This window comes from Lewinella sp. LCG006 (assembly GCF_040784935.1).
Lineage (GTDB): Bacteria > Bacteroidota > Bacteroidia > Chitinophagales > Saprospiraceae > Lewinella.
Window position 1 is genome coordinate 5,180,633 of the sequence record NZ_CP160680.1, and the last position, 23,067, is coordinate 5,203,699.

The following is a 23,067-nucleotide window of genomic DNA, read 5'->3' on the forward strand; positions in this document are numbered from 1 at the left end:
TTCCAAAACTAGTTATTTTTGTTCCGTCACTAATGCAGAACTTGAAGGCATGAAAGTAAGCTTTGAACACGAAAAACTAGTTATTTTTGAGAGTGAATTGATGCAAACGACTTGCACCTTGGTCATTGGTGAGCGCCATTTATTGCTTGTCGATCCGAATTGGTTGCCCTCGGAGGTAGAAGAGATCGCCAGGAAAGTAGAGGAATTGCAAGGAAATCGGACGCTATATCTCTATTTTACGCATTCAGATTATGACCACATCATCGCATACGAACGCTTTCGCGATCAGGCGCAGGTCATCGTCTCGCAGGCTTTGTTGAGCAATCCGGAATGGCATCAGCAGCTGGAAGAAATTCGGCAGTTTTACGACCAGTACTACCTTGTGCCGCCCTGGCCAGTGAGTTATCCTGAAAAAGCGGATTTGGTCATTGCGCAGCCTGCTGAGCAACATGAATTATCAGGTGATATTTACCACTTTTATCAGGCCGCAGGTCATAACCGTGATGGCTTGATCGCTTTTCACGAAGCCAGTGGCACCCTTATCACTGGCGACTATCTCTGTGGCGTGGAGTTTCCGTTTATCTATTACAGTGTGTTGGCTTACCAAAAAACACTGTCGTTGTTAGGCCGTCTGCTCAATGATTTGCCAGTAAAGACCTTGGTAGCTGGCCACGGCGCCGTGAAGCAGGATAAGCAAGAAATGCAATCTCGTTGGGAGGAATCGCAATGGTATTTAGACGCATTAATAGCTCACGGGAGGGAGGAGGGAGTTTTTCCGGAAACGGAATTGTGGCAAAAATACCCCCATTTTCAGCACATCCAACGGAAGTACCACCAGGCCAACCTGGCTTTGGCCAAGAGGGAGTTAGGCGGGGGGATTTAAACCATAAAAGGATTTTTTTATTGAACCATACAAGAGCATATAAGAACATATTAGAGGTTCTTTTTCACTACTTAAGTGGCCTTGGTGCTTCAGAAACTATTTATACAACAGGTATTTCGCCCTCACCTGACGGAAGGTTTCGAGGTCATCCTGCCAAGAGGCGCGGATTTGTTCGGCGTTCCAGCCGGCGGTGATTTGTTCGCGGAGACGGCTACTCCCGGCCAGTTTGTCGATGAAATGGTTGGGGAGGAAGAAGTTTTTCTGATCAGGGAAATGCGTGTAGGCTTGTAGCAAGTAGAAGAGGTTGATCTGGCCTTCGGCACGTATGGCTTCGGGAGCAAGACTTACGAGCGATACCCCATTGCAAATCTGATTTTCGAGTTTGGGGTACTTCGATCCAGGGCCGCTACGGGGGGTGAACTGATAGCTGCCAATGTTGAAATCAGGGTGTCCGTATACTTGAAATTGGGTGTTGGTGCCCCGCCCTTCACTAAAGACCGTACCCTCAAAAAAACATAGACTGGGATAGAGATAGATAGCCCTCATGTTGGGGAGGTTAGGGGAGGGGGCGATGGGAAGATCGTAAGGGGTTTGGTGGGTGTAGTTGGTGCATTTGATGATGGTAAGCTGGGGTTGAAGCCCATTGTCCAGCCAGTTTTCACCGATGATCATTTGTGCATATTCTCCCACGGTCATACCATGGACAACGGGAACAGGATGCATACCGACAAAAGACTGAAAATTTGGATCGAGAACAGGGCCATCCACATAATGTCCATTAGGGTTGGGGCGATCGAGTACAATTATTGGGACATTGTGTTTGGCACCTGCCTGGAGCACGTAGTGAAGGGTAGAAATATAAGTATAAAACCTAGCGCCGACATCCTGGATATCGAAGATCAGTAAGTCGATATTTTGCAAATCTTCTGCGGTGGGTTCCTTGTGGTTGCCGTAGAGCGAGATGATGGGGAGACCGGTTTGCGGATCGCGTCCATCGGCTATTTTCTCTCCGGCGTCGGCGTTGCCGCGAAAGCCATGTTCGGGCGCAAAGACCGCTTTGATGTCTATTTGATAATGGAGCAGGGTGTCTACCAGGTGGGTTTTGCCAATGGTGGAGGTCTGATTGACCACTAAACCCAACCGTTTTCCACGTAGCATGGGGAGGTAGTCTTGCAACTGTGCAGCTCCTACTTGAAGCGTTTGATCTACCTGCTCTTCCTGGCCGTTCTGGGCAGCGGTAGCTTCCGGGGGCGTAGCATCGCCACGACTTTGGAGGTCTGTATTTACACAAGCTTGTTGCCAGAAGGCAAAAAGTAGAACAAAAATTTTTATTTTTGCGTTGTACATCATAATCATGGCTAAGAAAGATCAGCGATTTGCAATAGTAGACGTGGAAACAACGGGTGGACGAGCCTCCCGCGATAAAATTACAGAAATCGGCATTGTTATCCACGATGGTAAGCAAATAATCGACACTTACGAGAGTTTGCTCAATCCGGAGACGTACATTCCCGCGGGGATTGTACAGCTGACGGGTATCAATCAAGAGATGGTGAAAGATGCTCCGCTTTTTCACGAGATAGCTCGTGATATTGTGGAATTTACGGAAGGTTCCATATTTGTGGCACACAACGTACGCTTTGATTACGGCTTTTTGCGGGAAGAGTTCAAGCGGCTAAGCTATACCTATACGCGCAAGCAGTTGTGTACGGTTCGGATGTCGCGGAAAGCTTTCCCGGGTTTACCTTCTTATAGTTTAGAAAACCTTATTCGCCATTTTGGTATTCCAACGGATGCGCGTCACCGGGCACTGGCCGATGCTTTGGCCACCGCTAATTTACTGGAACGGATTCTGGACAAAGAACAAAACCAGGAGGAAGTGCGGGTGATGGTCAATATGGGGATCAAGGAATCCAAGCTCCCGACGGGGATAAAGCTGGAGCAAATACACGGGTTGCCTGAATCTTGCGGTGTTTACTATTTGTACAACAAAGCGGGTGATGTGGTGTACGTTGGTAAGAGCATCAACATCAAGAAGCGCATTGCCGAACACTTTGCCGATCAGACCGATAAGGGGCGGCGACTGCAGCAACAGGTGGCGGACATTAGTTATGAAGAAACCGGCAGCGAGTTGATCGCCTTGTTGTTGGAATCCTACGAGATAAAGCGTCTCAAGCCTCCGATAAACCGGGCACAGCGGCGTTCCAAGTTCCCTTTTGCGATCCATTCTTATACCAATGAAGAGGGTTTTCTCTGTTTTGATGTGATTCGAAACAATGCAGAAACCCGTGAAAAGTATGAAGTAATTTCTGAGTACCCCTCGATGTCGCGGGCCAAGGGGCGGCTCAATTTTTTGGTCAAGGACCTGGAGTTGTGTTCCCGATTTTGTCATCTGTTTCCGGGTACTGGTGCTTGTTTTCATTACCACCTCAAGCAATGCCGCGGAGCATGTGCAGGAAAAGAAGAGGTGGAAACTTACAATGAGCGGGCCTTGTTGGCCAAAGAGCGCTTGCGCACGGTTTTTGACAGTGACTTTTTGTTGTTGGATGAGGGTCGGCATTCGGAGGAAAAATCTGTAGTTTTGGTCCAGGAGGGGCATTTTGCCGGATTTGGTTATATTTCCACTGAAGAGGCTGCTGACCGTGAGACCCTAATGGAAGCGATAAAAACCTATCCCGGTTATCCGGATACTGCCCGTATTATTCAGCGCTTTATCAATGACCATCCCAAAGCAAAGATCATTGCTTTGTAAGCAACCGCATAAAAGAAGTACCATTGTCGATTAAAATAATATCTCCGCAAGACTGGTTTGACCAGGCACCAAAGCCGCCCTTGTTTGATGTGCGATCTCCGGGGGAGTTTGTTGCGGGACACTGGCCTGGTGCGAAAAGTTTGCCCTTATTTACGGATGCAGAACGAGCAGAAGTAGGAACGCTGTACAAACAGACGAGCCCGGATGAAGCTTTTCTTCGAGGTTTGGAATTCTCGGGAAAGAAGATGCGCTGGTATGTAGAAGAAGCGCGGGCACAAACCGCTGGAGATAAAATTGCGGTCCACTGTTGGCGTGGCGGCCAACGCTCACAAAGTATGGCCTGGCTGCTAAGCAAAGTTTTTAAAGAAGTGTTGGTCATTGAAGGAGGCTACAAAGCACTGCGAAATACAGGGCGCAAAAATCTCGCCGGATTTGAAGTTCCCCTTTTTATGCTGGGTGGCCCCACGGGCTCGGGGAAGACCAAAATTCTGCACGAATTGCAGGCCTTAGGCGGAAACATTCTGGATTTAGAGGCGATGGCCCACCACAAAGGGTCTTCATTCGGTGCACTAGGTGAAGAAGAGCAGCCCACGGTAGAACAATTTGAGAATGACCTCTTTCATCAATTTCATGGTTTAGGAGCGCATAGCCAACCCATTTGGTTGGAAAACGAAAGCAAATCCATAGGTAGGGTGTATTTGCCCAATGAGTTGTGGCAAAAGATGTTGAATGCCCCCTTGGTGCAATTGGATATCCCATTGGCGTGGCGGATCGAGAACCTGGTGGCGGATTATGCCAATTTTAAAAAAGAAGACTTAGTATTGGCCTTTGAAAGAATCCGTAAACGCTTGGGAGGGCAGCATCTGAATACTGCATTGGAAGCCTTAGCAAAAGATGATTTTTCCACGGCAGCGCGTATTGCACTCCAATACTACGATAAAGCCTATCACGCCAGTTTGGAGAAAAACGGGCAAAAACCTAACTGGATCCTAGCGCCCGAGCAAAATGATCCCAAAGCTATTGCGCAAGCGCTGCTGGCTTGGCAGGAAGAGCAAGGAGGAGCTTTGATGAAGTGAATACCCGTTCATCTCATTTTACCAGGAATGCTGACTTTTCCCTATGATCCACTTTCCCCACGGCCCGCATGGCGGGACCCACCCTTTGGTCCGATCACCACACATCTCCTTCCTTCTCGGGAGAAGACACGCTTTCACACCCTCTCTCCGCGTGAAACGGAAAGAGGCCAACAATGCGTTAAAAAAAAGCTCTGATTATCCTTGCGACCGTGCAAGGGGTAGTTACCGCTGATTGGTGAGCAATCGGTCGATTTGCTCTTTACGAAGATAGCGGTTTATTTCCATTGTGCAAAATTAATGTTTGTTTATTTTAAATAAAATACATTTAGTTTAATGAAAGGTGTCTATTCGGATTGACTTCCGATTTTTCTGACCTGATACCCCCTTATTTACCCCCAACTCGACTACTTTTACATTTCTTTAGTAGCTTAACTTAGTCTACCGAAATTTGCGTTCAGTTCGCTAACAAACTAGCAAACTAACACCCCAACCATCAAACCATCAAACCAAATCATGGCAACTCCTAATCAATTTCCGCTCACACAGTATAGTCATGGCGCAGGATGCGGCTGCAAAATTTCCCCTCAAGTTTTGGATACGATATTGGCTTCCGACCAAGTGAGCCCTCATTTTTCTTCGCTTTTGGTAGGTAACCAGGAGCGCGATGATGCGGCCGTCATGGAATTAGGCGATGGGAGTGCGATCATCAGTACAACGGATTTCTTTATGCCCATCGTGGACGATCCCTTTGATTTTGGCAGGATCGCTTCGGTCAATGCCATCAGTGATGTTTACGCGATGGGTGGAACGCCGATGCTAGCTATCGCTATCTTGGGTTGGCCCATCAACACCATCCCCGCGGAGGTTGCCCAACAGGTGATTGCTGGTGGCCGCCAGGCTTGTATGGATGCCGGCATTCCATTGGCAGGGGGGCATAGCATCGATAGCCCGGAGCCTATTTTCGGGCTGGCAGTCACGGGTAGGGTAGCTGTGGAGGATTTAAAGAAAAATGGCGGTGCGCAGCCGGGTGATTACCTTTTTCTAACAAAACCGCTGGGGGTAGGTATTCTCAGTACGGCACAGAAAAAAGGTAAGTTACGTTCTACCGATCAATTTTTGGCGCGCGATAGCATGATCAAACTTAATAAGATAGGAATAGCTTTAGCAAAATTACCTTATGTAAACGCCATGACCGATGTGACGGGATTTGGCCTGATTGGGCACTTACGTGAAATGATGGAAGCCAGTGCCACCAGTGCTCGTATTGATTTTGCCAATGTGCCCCTCATTGATACCGCGGTTATTCATCATTATTTGGCAGAAGGCTGTGTGCCTGGCGGTACCAACCGCAACTGGGCAAGCTATGGCCACAAGGTAGGAGAAGTCACTGATTTGCAGAGGAATATTCTTTGTGATCCACAGACAAGCGGTGGCTTGTTGGTAGCCATTTCTCCCGATGAATTGACGGCATTCCAACAGTTTCAAAAAAACAATGGCTTAGAACTGTCGCCCGTGGGTAGGGTAGAAGAGCAGAAAGAGAAGTTGGTGTACGTGAAATGATCTGAAACGCATTGATATTTAGCATCGTCTGGGGTGATAGTCATCATTGTGTTTGTTGGTAGGAACCTGGTTCTTTAGGGTTACTAAGTGTTTACTACTACCAGCATAAATTAACAATTATGAATATCAAAGTAAAGGACCTGATGGTGGAATCAGTCATCACCACAATGCCTCATAAGTCAGTAGGTCATGCCCAATCCATCATGGCCAAAAACAGCATCAAATCAATACCTATCGTTGACAATGAAAATAATATAAAAGGCATCTTCACTGCTACGGATATCCTCAAGGATGGCTTTTCGGACAATACTCCACTGAGCCACGTAATGACGACAAAGGTTTATACCATTCCTCCTTATTCAGATGTACACATTGCTGCGCGCATCATGCGCAACCACCATATCAATCACCTTGTTGTGGCCGATGAGCACAAAATTGTGGGGGTCTTGAGCGCGCACGACCTCCTGAAGCTGGTGGAAGATCATCGTTTTGTGATGAAAAATGCACCAACGCCTTCTAAAAAGAAAAGCGGACGGGATTGAGTTGGACACGGCGAGGGTATTTATCGCCATACCATCTACCCCAAGTCCCACTACGTATCGATGCGCAAGGCTTTGTCTGAAGCGTGGGGGCCGACTTTCCAAACAGGAATCTCGGACAAGGGACAGCAGTGGTACCGAAGGTAAGAACGGATGGCCCGGTGCTGGTAATGGCGTTGCTTTGCAAACGCCATTACCAGCATGGCCCCAATTTTTACGCCTTAATTTCCTGGATCATCTTCAAGGCATCGCGGGTAAGTTGTTCAATACGCAGATAATCTAGTTGACCAGTCTGGTTTTTGACCATTAGCTGGGAACCCATGCCCACGCAACTCACCCCTGCTTTAAACCAGGCTTCCAGGGATTCCCGGGTGGGGGAGACGCCTCCCGTTGGCATGATAGAGGTCCAGGGTTGAGGGCCTTTGATGTTTTTTACAAATGCTGGTCCGTAGATGCCGCCAGGGAAAAGTTTGACAACTTCGCAGCCCAATTCTTCGGCACGACAAATTTCACCAAGCGAGCCACACCCCGGCGACCAGAGGACTTTGCGACGATTACAAACCATAGCAATGTCTTCTCTTAATACTGGCGTAACAATAAAATTGGCACCCAATTGCATGTACAAGCTGGCCGAAGCAGCATCGGTGATGGAGCCTACACCTAAAATCATTGCGGGCAATTCGCGTTCGCAAAACTTGTTGAGTTCTCCAAATACTTCGTGCGCAAAATCACCTCTACTCGTAAACTCCATTAAATGAGCTCCGCCTTTGTAACATGCGGTTAGCACTTTTTTACTTGTCTCCATATCAGCATCATAAAACAAGGGGACCATTCCTTGTTCCGCCATTTTTTGGGCGACTTGTATTCTTGTAAATCTTGCCATTGAATTACTGATTCCAGTTTGAAATTTTATGAAAAAGCTAATCCTCCGTTGATATCAATGTTATTGCCCGTGATAAATGAAGCTTCATCTGAGGCCAGGTAAGCCACCAGGTCTGCGACTTCCTCGGCAGCTCCTTCTTTCCTCAAGGGTGTTTTAGCAGCGACCATCGCGCGGACTTCATCCGCAGTGAAATCATCGTGAAATTTGGTGCCGATTAAACCAGGGCATACGGCGTTTACCCTGATACCTTTAGGTCCCAACTCTTTGGCCATAGCTCTCGAGAATGTCGTAACAGCTCCTTTGGAAGAAGCGTATAAAGAAGATCCGCCGCCACCGCCATCTCTTGCTGCTAAGGAAGAAAGGTTGATGATTGATCCACCCTCGCTCATCAGGGGCTCGAATGCCTGGGAGACAAATACCGTCGACTTGAAATTGACATTCATGACGAGGTCGTAGAAGGATTCCTCTAATTCCGACAAGATTTTTCTAGCGAAGAGCCCTCCTGCATTGTTCACGAGGATATCTACTTTTTCGCCAAACGCCGCTATGGTTTTCGCTTTTAAATGGGCGATGTCTTCCAGCTTTGATACGTCAGCTTTGACCGCAATGGCTTTTTGACCTAGGGCCTTAATCTCTGCTACGGTTTCTAATGCTCCTGCTTCTGTATTGTAGTAGTTGACCACTACATTAGCCCCTTCTTTGGCCAGTTTGATGGCGATTGCTCGCCCGATATCTCTAGAGCCGCCGGTTACTACTGCTACTTTATTCGCAAGCCTTTTCATTTTGTTTATATTTTCTTGATGAACAATAGATGCACGCTGCTTATCTGCTCACACGGCCACTGGCATCTCCTCCCATTAGTTGTTTCACTTCAGCGATGGTAGCCAGGTTGGCATCGCCATAAATGGTATGTTTGAGGCAAGAAGCCGCTACTGCAAATTCCAGGGCTTTTTGATTGTCACCAGGATAAGCAATCAGGCCGTAGATAAGGCCTCCCATGAAGCTATCGCCTCCTCCTACACGATCTACAATATGGGTGATCTGATAGGTAGGAGCTTCAAAGAGTGTTTTTCCATCATAAAGTACACCCGACCAGGTGTTGTGTGATGCGCTAATGGAGCCTCTTAAAGTGGTGATGGCTTTCGTGCAGCGTGGGAAGCGCTCCATAAGCTGCTGCAAAACAGAGAGGTAAGCCTTGGCATCAATGGAGTGGCCCTGGGTCACATCCACACCTTTGGGATGAATTCCAAAGTGCTTTTCGGCATCTTCTTCATTACCCAGGATGACATCACAGCCAGCTACCAGTTCGGGCATCACTTCTGCCGGTTCTTTGCCGTATTTCCAGAGATTTTTCCGGTAATTGAGATCTGTAGAAACCGTAACGCCCATGCGGTTGGCCGTCTGAATGGCTTCCAGGCAAGCATCGGCTGCCCCTTGCGAGATGGCAGGGGTGATGCCCGTCCAGTGAAACCATTGTGCGTCGGCAAAAACGGCTTCCCAGTCGACCATTCCTTTTTCAATACTCGCCATGCTGGAATGTGCACGATCGTAGACTACTTTACTCCCCCGGCTTACTGCTCCCATCTCCAGGAAGTAAATCCCCAGCCGTTCGCCGCCGCGCAGGATGTGCTGTGTGCCGACATTGCGTTTACGCATTTCCATTAGCGCACATTCGCCCAAGTCATTATCGGGCAGGCGCGTCACGAGTTCCGTAGGCAAGCCATAGTTGGCCAATGAAACAGCTACGTTAGACTCTCCACCGCCATAAACGACATCGAAACTATTCGCTTGCGAAAATCGCTGCATTCCCGGGGGCGTCAAACGCAGCATGATTTCTCCAAAAGTGACAATTTTCTTCATATCAAAACGATTGTTTTTAGTTAAATACCCAGGGCTTGTCCACCGCCAATTTGAATAGTCTCGGCAGTGATAAAGGCGGCGTCTTCACTAGCGAGGAAAACCACAACGGCTGCTACATCTTTGGGTTGCCCTAGCCTGCCCAATAGGATATTGTTTTTCCACGAGGCGAAAACTTCTGGTTTGGTGGATTTGATTTGAGCGTGAAACGGGGTGTCAATGGTGCCAGGTGATACGGCATTCACACGAATTCCGTATTCTGCTAAATCCTTGGCTAATGCTCTGGTAATGGCATGGACACCAGCTTTTGAGGTGCCATAAATGCCCGCCCCTGGCCCACCCGCATTCCAAGCAGCATTTGAGGTGTAGTTGATGATGGTTGGGTGTAAGCCTTTTTTGAGGAAGGGTATAGCTGCCCGAGAGACAAAGAATGTCGAATCTAAATTAAGTGCCATGACGGACCTGTAAAACTCGGTTGTCATGTCTTCAAATCTAGACCTGCCACCAAGTCCACCGGCATTGTTCACAACGATATCAATCTTGCCGTACTTATTTCCAATAGCCTTGATGTTTTCATTGACCTCCTCTTCGTTGGTAACATCAAATCCATAGTACGCTGCGGTAATCCCTTGTTCCTTTAAGAGGTGCAGTTTTTTAGCACCTTGCGCATCATCTATACCGTTTAAAACGACGGTACAACCTTCTCTTCCCAGGTGCTGCGCAACTTCAAAGCCTATGCCGCCCGTAGCACCAGTGACAACAGCTATTTTTCCTTTTAATTTCATTATTTGTTATTTGTTGTTTTAAAGAGATTAAAATAACGCTATGCTATTCCATCTTTTTAAGTAGAAAATCCCTTTTATTCTGTTGGTTTTAATGGTTCTATTTTTGGGCATAAAACCCACACTGCTGCCAGTGCAATGAGTGCCAATGCAGCTCCTATGATAAAAGCTGATGTATAATTACCTCCGGCAGTGAGCCAAGGTACCAATACGGTAAGCCCCGCCGCACTTAATTTTGCCGCAGTTCCCGCTATACCCGCAAGTGTTCCAACGGTGTCAGAACCAAATAAATCACTAGGTAGCGTCTGAACATTACCAATTGCCGTCTGGAATCCAAATAGGATTACCGCCATTAGCAAAACTGCTGTTACTGGTCCTCCGGGATTGGCCATTGCCAATAATGCCGGTAGCATTATTACACACCCAAGTGTGATCACCATTTTACGGGTTTTATTGACCGTTAGACCAGCTTTGATACGATTCTGAGCTAGTAAACCTCCGAACCAAGCTCCTAACATAGCTCCTACATACGGTACCCATGCATAAAATCCTATTGATTTGACGTCCATACCGTATACCTCATTGAGATAAATAGGAATCCAAAAAACGAAAAGCCACCAGATAGGATCAATCGCTGCAGAAGCTATAATGACTCCCCAGCTTTCTTTATGCCTAAGCATTTTACTGGTTGTTGGATGATAGCCTTCGTCATATTCTTCGTCACCATCTATATCTTGGTTCTTTTGCCCCGTTAAGATGTATTCACGTTCTTCATCACTAATCCAGGGGTGTTTTGATGGCGGTGCTTTCACAATCATCCACCATGGAATCAACCACAGCAGACCAAGCAAGCCGACAATAATAAAGATAAACTTCCAGGACATGTAAATCGATAATATACCGATTGTCGGGAAGGCAATGATACCTCCAATTGCAGCCCCTGAATTGAATAATCCCTGGGCAAAGGCTCTTTCTTTGGTCGGAAACCATTCGGCATTACCCTTGGCCGCCCCGGGCCAGTTACCGGCCTCCGCAATACCTAAGATTCCTCTGAAAATACTAAGGCTTACTACACCTTTTGCAAGCGCATGCAAAGCTGTCGCAATGGACCAAAATCCAATGGACAATGTAAAGCCAATCCGGGTCCCTACTTTGTCAAATATTTTTCCAAAAATCGTTTGCCCAAAGGCATAGGAGAAAAGAAATACTACTGAAATAGTACCGTAAATTGCTTTTCGCTCGTCTGCATTCTTCTCTGGATATAGGTCCTCTGCAATATCTGGCCACAGCACAGGCAATGACTGTCTATCTATGTAATTGATAACTGTAGCCAATGCGATGAGTCCGATTACCCACCAGCGCAAGCCACCCACGTTCTTTTTGATTTGATCTATCATAAGTTTAAAGGTCTAACATTTCGTGACCTAGAAAATCCTCCCTGGCTGGACTGAATACATCAATCAATATCCCGGGTTTTCTGCATACACAGCCATGCATTACATGGGGAGGTATGTAAAAGGAATCACCACCTTTGATGATTCTTGTATCATTGCCAATGGTCATCTCAAATTCGCCACTCTCCACATAGGTGACCTGTGAGTGATAGTGCTTATGCAAAATACCGATGGCACCTGATTCAAATTTTGCCTTAACTAGCATGATCTTACCATCGTAGCCCATGATCTGGCGACTAAGGCCAGTGGCTACTTCTTCCCAGGGAGTCTCTTCGTCTATCCAGTACTCTTTGGTGGGTGTAATGTTATCATGTAAACTCATATGCTTTATTTTTTAGTTATTGTTTTTTGAATGCATAAATGCCTTCCCATTCGTTTTTTTATTCAACAGGCGGGGTACCTTCCCCTACTGTTGCCGCTCGGAACCAAACTTCGGTATAAGCTCCATTGGCATATTGTTGGGGGATATCACCATCGTAGGTATCGGCTCCGGTACACCAAACCATGTTTGTTTCCGGATCTTTGCCATTGGTTTGATTATATGCACCCTGCTTAAAGTATTGTAATTCTCCGGCGTAGGCCGTCTTTCTTTCTACGCCATCCTGACCAATGGGGACAAACAACTTTTGGGTTTGCTCGGGCAGGTCTGCAGTCGTCGTGTAATCAGATGCGATCAAGTTTTTGGTAAATCGAATCGTGTCGTGGCCCGCACTGGTAAAAGTGAGATACATAATTCCTTGGTATACATTGATTTCGTAGCTAAATTCTTCGCCCAGTTCAATGCCATTTTCAGGTGCTGTGGGATAATCGCTGGCGCTAGTACCAACTACCGACATATCATAGCCCCAAACTGCACTTGAAAAATCCCATCTCCCGGCGTTGTCGTCACCCGCAGTATTGATTTCATAATTCCAGAAAACGGAGCCTTTCGTATGACCGGGAAATTTCTTGTAAAATATCTTGAGGGGTTCATTTTCGTGACCTTCACCGCTGTGTATCTGTCCTACAACTGTAGAGTAAGAAGCCGCAACTCTAGCGTCGCCCGAAGTGGAAACATGCATTACTTTCAGCGTGCCGGTTAATTTACCTCCTGTTTCTGGTGTCCAATTCCTTAATTCGTGCAGCTCTGTTCTGGTATTGCTTGAGTTTTTTGAGGTAACACCTGAATTCGGTGTTTTATAGACGACCCAATTCGTTTCATCTTCCTGGGTAGCGTAGAAGAAGTCTTTTTGTTCGTACTTGACCAAATCATCCTCCTTGGTTCCATCCCCTAACAAGATTTTGAATTTATCCATAAATGGAATAACATCACTGGGATAAACAGTGTTACTTGCCGCTTCTTCCTTATCGGTCACTTCACTATTGTTCTCATTCGCGGTATTGCTACAAGCACAGAGGAAAAATATTAAGCCCGTCATTAAGAGTGGCTGAAATATTGATTTTGTCATTTTGTTTTTATTTTCTGCGCAGTACTTAATCATTTTTAATAAAATAGCCTTCATTAGACACTGCATCCTTACTTACAAAGATGCTTGCCGTTTTAAACCAAACTTCAGCGTAATTTCCTGTTTCATATTGTTTTTGAATATCACCGCCATAGGTTTCCGCTCCAGAGCACCAGTTTTTATTTAATTCTGGAGATTTACCATTCGTTTGGTTATAAGCGCCTTGTTTAAAAAAAAGACCTTCTGCTGCGTAAGCATTTTCTCGCTCCACGCCGCCTTGGCCAATTGACACAAACAACTTCTGAGTTTGCTCAGGAATAGCCGCAACTGTAGTATATTCTGATACGATCAGGTTCTTTGTAAATGTTTTACTTTCGTGCCCTTCACTAGTAAATTTCAGGTACATGATACCCTCCTTAACTTCGATTTCATAACTGAATTCCTCGCCTAATGCAATGCCATCTTCCGGTTCTTCCGGGTAAGTGCTTTCTTCCCTACCAACAACAGAAAAGTCATAGCCCCAAACAGCTGTTGAATAATCCCATCGTCCGGAATTATCATCACCAGCGGTATTGATCTCATAATGCCAGAAAACAGAACCTTTGGTATGGCCAGGGAATTTCTTGTAAAATATTTTGAGCGGCTCGTTTTCATGTCCATCGGCACTATGAATCTGACCAACCACTACAGCGTAAGAAGCAGCTACCCGAGCATCACCAGTCGTTGACACATTCGCTACTTTTAGCGTAGCTGTCAATTTAGCATTGGTCATAGGGGACCATTTTTTTCTTTGGGCCAATTCGGTTCTTGTATTGTTTGAAGTGCCATGCGTCTCCCCTGAATTAGGGGCTTTGTACACCACCCAATTCGTTTCCCCATCATGGGTGACATAAAAAAAATCCTGATGCTCAAAACGGTTGGCCTGACCAACATTTTCACCACTTCCTAAGATAAGATTCCATTCCTCCATGAATGGAATGACATCGCTGGGGTAGGTGGTAACTGTCGCTTGCGTATCGCTATCTTTTGCACTTGATTCGGGGCTACAATTTGTCAGGATGATACTCAAGAGGGCTAAAAAAAGCAGGCGAATTGTCAGGTTCATAATCATCATCTTTAGCTTGGTTAAGTGAAGGTAAATGGGGCAGTTTCTAAAGAGAGCTGTTGGTAAACAACCAATCAATACATCAATTTTTGTGGTAAGTTTTGTTCCGTAACAATTCGACCTGCGTTCACAATAGTGTTATCCGTAGCTGTATTATTCTTAGCGCCCCAAAGCCTCGCTACCAGTTGTACATTATTGTTTTGAAAAGTATTTCCAGCAATAGCTACATTGATAATACCGTAGGTGTTGAGCAAGATACCCGTTGCGTCTTTACCACCACTTTTCGTGAACGTGCTTCCCTTGATGACAAGATTTCCACCAACGGTAGACTCATCATAGCCACCACGGTAATAGTTGATAACATTTTGGTCAACACCTTCGAATTGACAGTTGACGATAGAGATGTTCTCCGCATTATATTCCCCCTTGTTGTCATCTTCACTTGATAGATCCAGTCCATTATTACAGTTTTTTATAACCGTAGAATGGAACTCGATGTACTCGGCAAATGAATACTTATAGGCTTTGAGTACAAAGTCGAAGTCTGATATTTCGACGTCCCTTAACTTCAAATTGTAAAGGCTGGACATGTTCTCTTTCAAGCTGGCAAAGGCATAATTCTTACCGGTACCCTGAAGGATGACTGATTTCAAGTTAAGCTGACCTTTGGGATTCATTTCAAAGGCCGGGGTCTCAGCTGCTCCAGTATAGGAGACGATGGATTTACTTAGGGTGTCTGCCGATTGTATGCTTAGCTTATGGGTGATTTTGAGGGGAGAACTTATTTCATATCGATTTGAATTCAAGGCAATGATGTCTCCATCCTTGGCATTGGCTAAGGCCGCTACCAGCTCTTCTGAGCTACCCACCGCATAGGTTTTTGGGGCTGCTTCAGGAGGCGTTGGGTTATACCAGGCAGGGCCGTATTGGGTGATAGCTATAATGTTGGTTTTCCCTGCGTTCACGCCGTTTGTGGCACCTATTGAATTATTTACTCCGCGGGAATTGCCGAACAAGTCTTTGGTGATTTGATCAAATTCAAACCCATAATGAACTTCAATACTACTGAGATCGGAGGAAGGCACCCAAATGTTTTCTTCCAATTGCTTCATCGAGAAATCCATTTCTTCCAGGCCTTCTACACCTCTGAAGCCAATACCTTGATTGTTGATGATGTTGCTTTGAAAAGTAATACCATCAATGGAATCGTAACGAACGATAGGCATTTTATCCCCAACAGCATTGTAAATAATATTATTAGCCACTAATGTTCGAATGGGGGTCTCTGATCGTATTTCTGAAGGAGGAAGGACATCACGCTGATCAATATTCGATCCTACACCAAATTGCCAGGGTGAACGACAATTGACCCAAGTGTTGTAGGCAACGACCACATTCGTAACTTGGAAATATCTGTTGATGGCCGAGCGTTCAATGCCATTCATGACCGCCAGTGGCCCTCTGAAAATCTCACCATTGAGGTTGTAGAAATAATTATTCGTTACCCAATGTCCCGTTCCAATAAGCCTTATCCCACCAACATGAGGCGATCTTTCCGAACCTATGAAGTAATTGCCGTCAATCACGCAATAGTTCCCGTGGCGAGTAACCAAAGACCCCTCGCTTTTATAGAAGACATTGTTCCTGAATTCGTTGAAGTTTGATTTACTAGAAATGATCTCCACTTCACCATTGCATCTATCGAAGAAGTTGTCAGTAACCAGGGTATGGCTTGGCGCCATTGATGTGCCACTGTCCCCAATCTGGATGGTTTCGGCACTTGGCCCGCCTTTTGGTTGCCTGGGACCAAAATAGTTATGGTGAATGTTGTGGTAGTTTTTAATACTTTCATTGCTGGCCAAATCTACTCTTAGGGTCGGCCCTCTATTCGATTTTCCAGCGAGATAGCAATGGTCGAGTTCATTGTGTCTCCCTTTAAATAAGACCCATAAATCTTCCTTGTTCCTTTGGGATTTGTTGAAGTCCCTAATAGCGGAATGGGTGACTCGACAGTTGTTGGCCAGCGTATCATCATTGATGAAAAACTGGATAACCGCTTGGGCTGGTGAGGCTCCATTGGTGAAATAAAGACCATCTACTACCAGGTATTCACCTCCTAGCTTCAGGTTGGATGTTCCCTGGATCAAGACTTCACCAGGCGCTTCAGCTCTTAGTGTAATAGGAGCTTCTGGCCTACCTATACCATAAAAAATGATTTGAACATCTTGCCAGACTCCATTGGCCAGGACGATTTCTCCTCCCGGATTTATCTGGCTTATTGCTTTATTTAGTTCATCTATATTTTTTACATAAAAGCTTTCCGAACTGGAGTTTGTGCCACAAGACGAGAGCAGTAGCAGTAGTAAGACGGAAAGTAGTAGATAGTTCTTCATATCATTTTTTTTACATAGCTTATTCCAAGATCGCCATGATGCCACTGTAGGATATAATGCAAGCAAAGATGAGTGCTAATACCATCCCAATATTTAAAGCAATGCCTGCTTTATGTTCGCCCATTAGTGCTTTCCGGTTGGTCAAAATGATGATTCCGGCAATGACTAAGGGAAGGACAAATACATTGAAAACTTGCGTTAAAATTTGGGCTTTAATAGGATTCGCACCGAAAACAGGAACAGCCAAGCCGATGAGACAAGCGACTCCCGTGATGATTTTAAATTGTTTAGAAGTGGTGTCTAATTTGCCTTGTTGGTAATCAGCGATCATCAAAGGCGCGATCATCAGAATTGGGAAAACAGAAGACAGTCCAGCGGCCAATGTTCCCATAAAAAAGATGGCAATGGCAAAGCGTCCCGCAATGGGCTCTAGTGCATAAACCATATCCAAAACCTTGGTAACTACTTTTCCTTCATAGTAAAAGGCACCCATGGCAACGGACATGATGGAAGCACTGATGATGAATATTAGAATCGCCGCCCAGAGGGCATCTTTTTGTTGTTCTTTGAGGTTGTCTTTTGTCCAGCCTTTCCCTTGAATAAAAAGGGGGCGAGAGATAAAGGTCGCGGATGCCATCGTCGTGCCAACAAAGGCGGCAACCAGCATTTTCCCACCTTCTACCTGTGGAATGTAGGGGATGAACCCCTTCATGACTTCAGCGGGGTCTGGCAAAATAACAAAGAGGGACAGGAAAAAAGAAAGCCCCATAAGGGTGACAAAAAAGAGGAGTATCTTTTCAAAGATCGAATAGTTTCCCTTCCATAAAAGGGTGTACATCGTACCCATTATTATCAATGCAATGCCTAAAACCCACCCGTATTCATTTCCTTTAATGGAAGGGAGGAACAATGCTAAGGTCTCGACAATAGCATTGGCTGAAATGCCTAAAATTCCGATGAGCGAATTCCATTGTCCGAAGGTGATTCCGATGATAATCAGTATTGCTATCAGGTTGCCAAACCTTAAATTTTTGCGGAAAGCAAATAGCGCGGTCTCACCGGTCACCAAATAATACCTACCATAGGCTTCCATCAAAACCCAGGAAAACAAACAGCTCAAGGCCAATACCCACAACAACTGCATTCCATAACTGCTACCGGCAACGACCATAGAAGTGACGCTACCTGTACCAATGGTGTAGCCGATGGCAAAGATGCCTGGGCCTATTCCCAATAGGAACAGCAAGAGCTTTTTTAGGATAGAATGTTCTTGTGGCATACGTTTTAGTTAGAGGGTAGTTTTATAATCAGTAAAACCTCACCGTACAGGGTAGGCTGTACAATCTGGCTGGTAATTCAGGTTACGCGTGGCTTTGCCATAGGCATCCCTTCGGGGTCGCCCGCAACGAGTTCTATCCGTCCTCCGAGTGCGGACTAAAGCCCGCGTAACCTGACCAAGGGCAACTTCGCCTAGCAATTTAGCTTGTCAAAAAAGCACTGAAACCGTCACGCCTATTCACCAGCAGATTGAGCACCTTAGGTTTAAGCCTGCTTGCACCACGAAGTAGCAGCGTAAGCTACCGCGAAGCAGCTACGAAGTAAAACCTCACTTTTATTAGTAGCCATCATTTTGTGTAATGACACCAAAGCTTGCCAGTACTTCCGAAACCGGGATGGGGAACAAGTGAAATTTGCTATCAATAGTTTGTCCCATTTCAGCATTAACAGTGCCGGTTCTCACTAAATCAAACCATCGCTGGCCTTCAAAAGCGAGCTCAAGTCTTCTTTCATTAGCAATAGCTGTTCTAACTTCTCCTTGTGTGCTTGCCGTGGAATTAGCTAAACCCGCTCTCGTTCTAATCTTGTTTAGTTCTACGAGTGCAGCAGGAGTGCTTCCATTTTCGTTCAATGTTTCTGCATACAGCAGGATAACATCTGCCAATCTTAGCTCTATCCAATCGTGATCAGGGCCTCCAGTTTGAGGATATTTTGGCGACCGCAAAAGTGCCTCGTCGATGTTTACTGCTCTTCTCAAGTCGCCAGGGCTGGCATCAAAAGCGGCAATTAAATCGGCATCCAATGGCTCCAGCGATTTGGTGTCAAGGCCGCCATACCACGACCAAAACTCGGTAAAACCATATTCGTCAGAAATAGAACTTGATATTTGGGTGGCAAAAATGACTTCTGAATTCAAGTCGTTGTCTACCCCAAAAATGTCGGCATAGTTGGCCTGTAAGGTAATTTCTGCCGCAGTAGCTCCGTTGACAACAGCCGCAAGATGTGCTTCCGCTTGGTTAAAATCGCCCATCTGAACGAATACCTTACCAAGAAGCCCTTGGGCTGCGTACTTTGACGCCCTGCCTTCTACAATTTTCGTATCCAAAGCAGCTATTGCATCTTCCAAATCTGGAATGATCACATTATTGTAAACATCAGCTACCGGCTGTCGTGCTAAAATTGATCCATCGGTTGTACTAGGTGAAGCAGACAAGTTGACGGGTACATCACCAAACACACGCACCAGTTTGAAATATGCCAGTGCACGCAAAAATTTGGCTTCTCCTACCTCGGTGGCTACTTTGGAATTTTCAATTACATTGTTTGCACTTAAAATCGACTTGTACAACGCCGTATAGAAAGGACCGAAAAATTGATCTTCCATCGCCGTTAAATTAGGGCCGTAGGTGTCAAATTCAGTGTAAGGCGGTTCCAACATCAAAGCATTGTCTGCTCTGAAGTCACCCATGACGGCCATTGGGGTAGCAGATCCATGCTGATAGAAATAGGCGGCATTGAGTACCCCCTCAAAATCAGTCAAAGAACCTGAACTAGCAATATTTGGAGGGAATTGATCCAAATCCTCACAAGCTGTGAGTAATAGCAATGACCCCAGTATTATATATAATGTTTTCATTATTTTATTATTTAAAATTTAAGGTTTGGTTGTTTAGAAGTTTACATTTAGACCCAGTGTGAAACTTTTTACAACCGGACTGGCACCCACTTGTACGCCGTAGGTTGTTGGGCCCAGGTAATCACTTTGTGTGGTCTCTACTCCTTCTGGGTTAAGAGAGGTGTAATCATCGCCCATCAGATACAAAAGGTTGGTTGCTGCGGCGTATACTCTCACGGAATTGAAACCTCCTCTACGCGTCCAATCGGGATTGATGGTATATCCTACCGTGAAGTTTCTCAAGGCGATGTAGGATGCATCCTGGATTTGAGCGTCCAATTGATTTCTTGATTGTGTGTAATGCTGTCCATTATGATCAGCAATACCATCATTGTCAGCATCAAAACTAGATTTTAGCCTTCCGCCAAATTCTGATCTCCAGTAAATTTCGTCAATGTTGAAAACGTCGCCGCCCTGGGCACCTTGGAGCTGGAAGGAAATATCAAACTCCTTGTAGGTCATTTGGCTATTCAAGCCCCAGTAGAAATCAGGTGTGTTTTGTCCTATTTTAACTAAATCACCACCGTCTTCAACGGTTCTTGTGTTATCAATGATACCATCTCCATTTTGATCGACAACATAGTATTCTGAACTACTGATACCAATGTTTCGTGTAGGATCGCTCATGAACTGCGTTTCAACCATTCCGTTGGTTTCCAATCCCCACATTTCACCAATTTCTCCTCCTACATAGTTTCTAAAGACAGGACCTCTACCAGACTGGCCATAAATCACTTGAGGTAATTCATCCAGACCACCCAGGTCGGTAATTTCGGTGTTAACGGTAGACAGGTTGGCGCTGATGTTCCAGCGGAAACCACCCGAGTTGATCACTGCAGCACCTAGCTCAAACTCTACGCCCGAGCTGGTAACATCGCCAGAGTTGAGCACGATAGAAGTAGTGCCTAATACTTCAGAAACACTTTGATTAATCAGGATGTCTTCGATATCAGAGGTGTAATAATCAACACCCAGGGTGAAGCGATTACCCAGGAAACCCAGGTTGACACCATAGTTGGTCTCCGTATTGGTTTGCCAGGTTAGATCCGGGTTTCCTACATTTGACGGGATAAGAAATCCAGTTCCAAACACGGTTGCCTGAGGGTTCAAAAGACTCAAGGAGCTGTAAGAGCCTAAGAAAGAAGTGGTTCCTAAAGATCCAGTACTGAAGCGTAGTTTTAGATCAGTCAGGAAGTCTGAATTGTAAAAAGCTTCGTTGTGCACGTTCCAGCCTAAGGAAATTGCTGGAAATACCTCATATCTTTTGTTAGCACCAAAGCGAGAATCACCATCTCTTCGAGCCGATACCGATGCCAAATAACGATTGTCATAGGCATAGTTAATGCGTCCAAAAACGCTTCTCCGAGCAACGGTTTCGTCCCTCTCCGTAACAGCAATATCAGCAGGATCAAGCAGCGCATAGTTGAGCGGCTGACCATAGGGGACATTTGAACCGTTTAATGAGATTCCACTGATATAGAAATTTTGAAATTCCACCCCAGCTACTGCAGAAAGGTCATGATTGCCTAATACTTTCGCATAATTCAAGGTCGTTTCACTCAGTACAGAAGATCTTTTTACATCGGTTTGATCCAATGCCGTTTGATTAGTACGCCCTTGAGAATCAAATTCAAGTGTTCTCGCGAAAAAGTCTCGGGTGTCTCTCAGGTCTCCGCCCAAAACGGTTCTCACATTCAAGCCTTCCAGAATGTTGTATTGTAAATAAGAGCTGATGTTCGCAAAAAACGTTTTTTGAAAACGGTCCGTGTTATCCAGCTTGGTTGCCGGGCCGGCATCACCAGATCCACCAATGCCATTGCCGCTTCTCCCGTAGTGCCAGTCTTGGGCAGTCATGCCAGGCTCCAGGGTATAGATACTGTTGTTGAAAGGTGCATTACCTCCTCGGTAGCCAGCGTCAAAGGGGGCAAGCCCCAAAGCCTGTGCTTGCTGATCTAAATCCTGAACAAAGGCAATAGACGCTTCCGTATGGTAGATTGGAGAAATGCTATACGCACGTAAAAGATCTCTCATGTCATGACCTACGATATCTCTATCAGACATAAAGCCATTGAAATTGATGCCCGTTTTGAAGCGGTCTCCCAGCCTGGCATCGACATTCAAACGCGCATTGTATCGTTCAAAGCCCTGCGTGATTACTATGCCTTCAGCATTGAGGTAACCTATTGAAGCAAAGTAGTTGACATCATCTGTGCCACCGCTCATGCTGAAGTCATGGCTCATGCTGTTACCATTGCGAAACAGCCAATCTTCTACCGCCAAGACATCAGGTGCATTTTTATAAGCGTTTAGGCGATAATTCAATAGATCAGGGTTGACTTCAGAGACATCATAAGTGCCATTAGCAATACCCGTTTCTAATTCAGCTGCCCATTCTCCAGCGGTCTTAAGTTGTTCAACATCTTTTACGTACCTGCTAGAGGTGCTCGCATAAGCATTGTAACTAAAACTAGGCTTACCTGATTTTCCTCTTTTGGTCGTAACCAATATTACACCATTGGCACCCCTTGAACCATAGATTGCCGCAGAAGCAGCATCTTTTAGTACCTCCAAACTTTCAATATCGTTCGGGTTAACCGTCGCCAAACTTCCTGAAATCGGATAACCATCCACTACAATTAGCGGATTGGAATCACCTGAAATAGAGGACGCTGCTCTAATTTGAATCTTTGGATCTGCACCAGGAGCCCCATCTTGATTTTGAATTAAGACACCTGCTAACTTACCCGCTAAGGCATCGTCTACACGAGTAGCCTGAATTGCTGCGATGTCAGTGCCACCCACTTGTGCAATTGCACCAGTATTGTGTGACTTCTTACGGGTACCGTACCCAACCACCACCACTTCATCCAAAATCTGTGCATCCGTTTTCAAAACAATATTATAAGTCGTTTCCGCACCAACAACGACTTCTTGTGGTTCAAAACCGGTATAACTGAAGACCAGTACGGCGCCTTCGTCTACATTTAAGGAAAACATACCGTCAACATCAGTAACGGTGCCGGATGGGGTGCCTTTTATCAGTACCGTAACACCAATTAGAGGTTCGCCATCTTCGGCAGAAGTAACTTTGCCCGTAATTGGTTTTACTTCCTCTACCCAATTGGTATTTCCTTGAGAAAGGAAAGGAAGGCATAACAACAAAGTCATCAGGTAAAATACCCAACCCGACTTGTTGAAATGATTAATTATTTTAGTTATCATTATTTTTTATTTTAAATTTGTGTGCTGATTTCGCCTTCTCTGGCGAATGATAGAATGGGTATAAACAAAAGAGGGCCTGTTTAATCTGGGGAATCCCAAATTAAATATGAGTTGAAACAACCACGCATACTTCTATTTAGCCGATCGAGGAAACGTGGAATTT

Annotated in this window: 18 protein-coding genes; 5 read left to right on the forward strand and 13 right to left on the reverse strand. The window is 45.5% G+C overall.

The features are described from left to right. Positions 1-49: 49 nt before the first annotated feature. A complete protein-coding gene (locus AB0L18_RS18585; RefSeq protein WP_367388813.1) occupies positions 50-883 on the forward strand; it encodes an MBL fold metallo-hydrolase in 834 nt (277 codons plus the stop codon). Positions 884-979: 96 nt separating this feature from the next. Here the strand turns inward: AB0L18_RS18585 and AB0L18_RS18590 are convergent, their stop codons facing one another. After that, the gene (locus AB0L18_RS18590; protein ID WP_367388814.1) at positions 980-2,233 is read right to left on the reverse strand and encodes an exo-beta-N-acetylmuramidase NamZ domain-containing protein; all 1,254 of its coding nucleotides are present in this window, start codon (positions 2,231-2,233) and stop codon (positions 980-982) included. Positions 2,234-2,237: 4 nt separating this feature from the next. On the opposite strand from AB0L18_RS18590, the gene AB0L18_RS18595 reads away from it, so the two are divergent. The 4 genes from AB0L18_RS18595 to AB0L18_RS18610 all read left to right on the forward strand — a co-directional run bounded on the left by AB0L18_RS18595 (position 2,238) and on the right by AB0L18_RS18610 (position 6,813). After that, positions 2,238-3,635, forward strand: a complete 1,398-nt coding sequence (locus tag AB0L18_RS18595) for an exonuclease domain-containing protein (RefSeq protein ID WP_367388815.1) — start codon at positions 2,238-2,240, stop codon at positions 3,633-3,635. A gap of 23 nt (positions 3,636-3,658) precedes the next feature. Beyond that, positions 3,659-4,711 carry a tRNA 2-selenouridine(34) synthase MnmH gene (mnmH, locus tag AB0L18_RS18600; protein WP_367388816.1) on the forward strand — a complete coding sequence of 351 codons (1,053 nt, stop codon included), beginning with the start codon at positions 3,659-3,661 and terminating at the stop codon, positions 4,709-4,711. Between the two features lie 513 nt (positions 4,712-5,224). Further along, positions 5,225-6,271, forward strand: coding sequence for a selenide, water dikinase SelD (selD, locus tag AB0L18_RS18605; RefSeq protein ID WP_367388817.1), 1,047 nt, complete (start codon positions 5,225-5,227; stop codon positions 6,269-6,271). Between the two features lie 119 nt (positions 6,272-6,390). Beyond that, the gene (locus AB0L18_RS18610) at positions 6,391-6,813 is read left to right on the forward strand and encodes a CBS domain-containing protein (protein WP_367388818.1); all 423 of its coding nucleotides are present in this window, start codon (positions 6,391-6,393) and stop codon (positions 6,811-6,813) included. Between the two features lie 211 nt (positions 6,814-7,024). On the opposite strand, the gene AB0L18_RS18615 is transcribed toward AB0L18_RS18610, so the two are convergent. The 12 genes from AB0L18_RS18615 to AB0L18_RS18670 all read right to left on the reverse strand — a co-directional run bounded on the left by AB0L18_RS18615 (position 7,025) and on the right by AB0L18_RS18670 (position 22,904). Beyond that, positions 7,025-7,693 carry a bifunctional 4-hydroxy-2-oxoglutarate aldolase/2-dehydro-3-deoxy-phosphogluconate aldolase gene (locus tag AB0L18_RS18615; protein WP_367388819.1) on the reverse strand — a complete coding sequence of 223 codons (669 nt, stop codon included), beginning with the start codon at positions 7,691-7,693 and terminating at the stop codon, positions 7,025-7,027. Positions 7,694-7,719: 26 nt separating this feature from the next. Further along, positions 7,720-8,475, reverse strand: a complete 756-nt coding sequence (locus AB0L18_RS18620) for an SDR family NAD(P)-dependent oxidoreductase (protein ID WP_367388820.1) — start codon at positions 8,473-8,475, stop codon at positions 7,720-7,722. 40 nt (positions 8,476-8,515) lie between these two features. Continuing rightward, positions 8,516-9,553, reverse strand: a complete 1,038-nt coding sequence (locus AB0L18_RS18625) for a PfkB family carbohydrate kinase (RefSeq protein WP_367388821.1) — start codon at positions 9,551-9,553, stop codon at positions 8,516-8,518. Positions 9,554-9,573: 20 nt separating this feature from the next. Next, on the reverse strand, positions 9,574-10,335 hold the full coding sequence (locus tag AB0L18_RS18630; protein WP_367388822.1) for an SDR family NAD(P)-dependent oxidoreductase: 762 nt from the start codon (positions 10,333-10,335) through the stop codon (positions 9,574-9,576). Positions 10,336-10,409: 74 nt separating this feature from the next. Next, positions 10,410-11,729 carry an MFS transporter gene (locus tag AB0L18_RS18635; protein ID WP_367388823.1) on the reverse strand — a complete coding sequence of 440 codons (1,320 nt, stop codon included), beginning with the start codon at positions 11,727-11,729 and terminating at the stop codon, positions 10,410-10,412. A 4-nt stretch (positions 11,730-11,733) separates the two neighbouring features. After that, positions 11,734-12,108: a cupin domain-containing protein gene (locus tag AB0L18_RS18640; protein WP_367388824.1), complete on the reverse strand. Its 375-nt coding sequence runs from the start codon at positions 12,106-12,108 to the stop codon at positions 11,734-11,736. A 58-nt stretch (positions 12,109-12,166) separates the two neighbouring features. After that, entirely contained in the window at positions 12,167-13,234 is a 1,068-nt protein-coding gene (locus AB0L18_RS18645; RefSeq protein ID WP_367388825.1) for a polysaccharide lyase family 7 protein, read from the reverse strand. A 25-nt stretch (positions 13,235-13,259) separates the two neighbouring features. Further along, positions 13,260-14,336, reverse strand: coding sequence for a polysaccharide lyase family 7 protein (locus tag AB0L18_RS18650; protein ID WP_367388826.1), 1,077 nt, complete (start codon positions 14,334-14,336; stop codon positions 13,260-13,262). A 74-nt stretch (positions 14,337-14,410) separates the two neighbouring features. Continuing rightward, positions 14,411-16,729, reverse strand: coding sequence for a chondroitinase-B domain-containing protein (locus tag AB0L18_RS18655; RefSeq protein WP_367388827.1), 2,319 nt, complete (start codon positions 16,727-16,729; stop codon positions 14,411-14,413). 19 nt (positions 16,730-16,748) lie between these two features. Further along, a complete protein-coding gene (locus AB0L18_RS18660) occupies positions 16,749-18,008 on the reverse strand; it encodes an Nramp family divalent metal transporter (protein WP_367388828.1) in 1,260 nt (419 codons plus the stop codon). Positions 18,009-18,344: 336 nt separating this feature from the next. Next, entirely contained in the window at positions 18,345-19,643 is a 1,299-nt protein-coding gene (locus AB0L18_RS18665) for a RagB/SusD family nutrient uptake outer membrane protein (protein WP_367388829.1), read from the reverse strand. Positions 19,644-19,676: 33 nt separating this feature from the next. Beyond that, a complete protein-coding gene (locus AB0L18_RS18670; RefSeq protein ID WP_367388830.1) occupies positions 19,677-22,904 on the reverse strand; it encodes a SusC/RagA family TonB-linked outer membrane protein in 3,228 nt (1,075 codons plus the stop codon). Between the last annotated feature and the right edge of the window lie 163 nt (positions 22,905-23,067).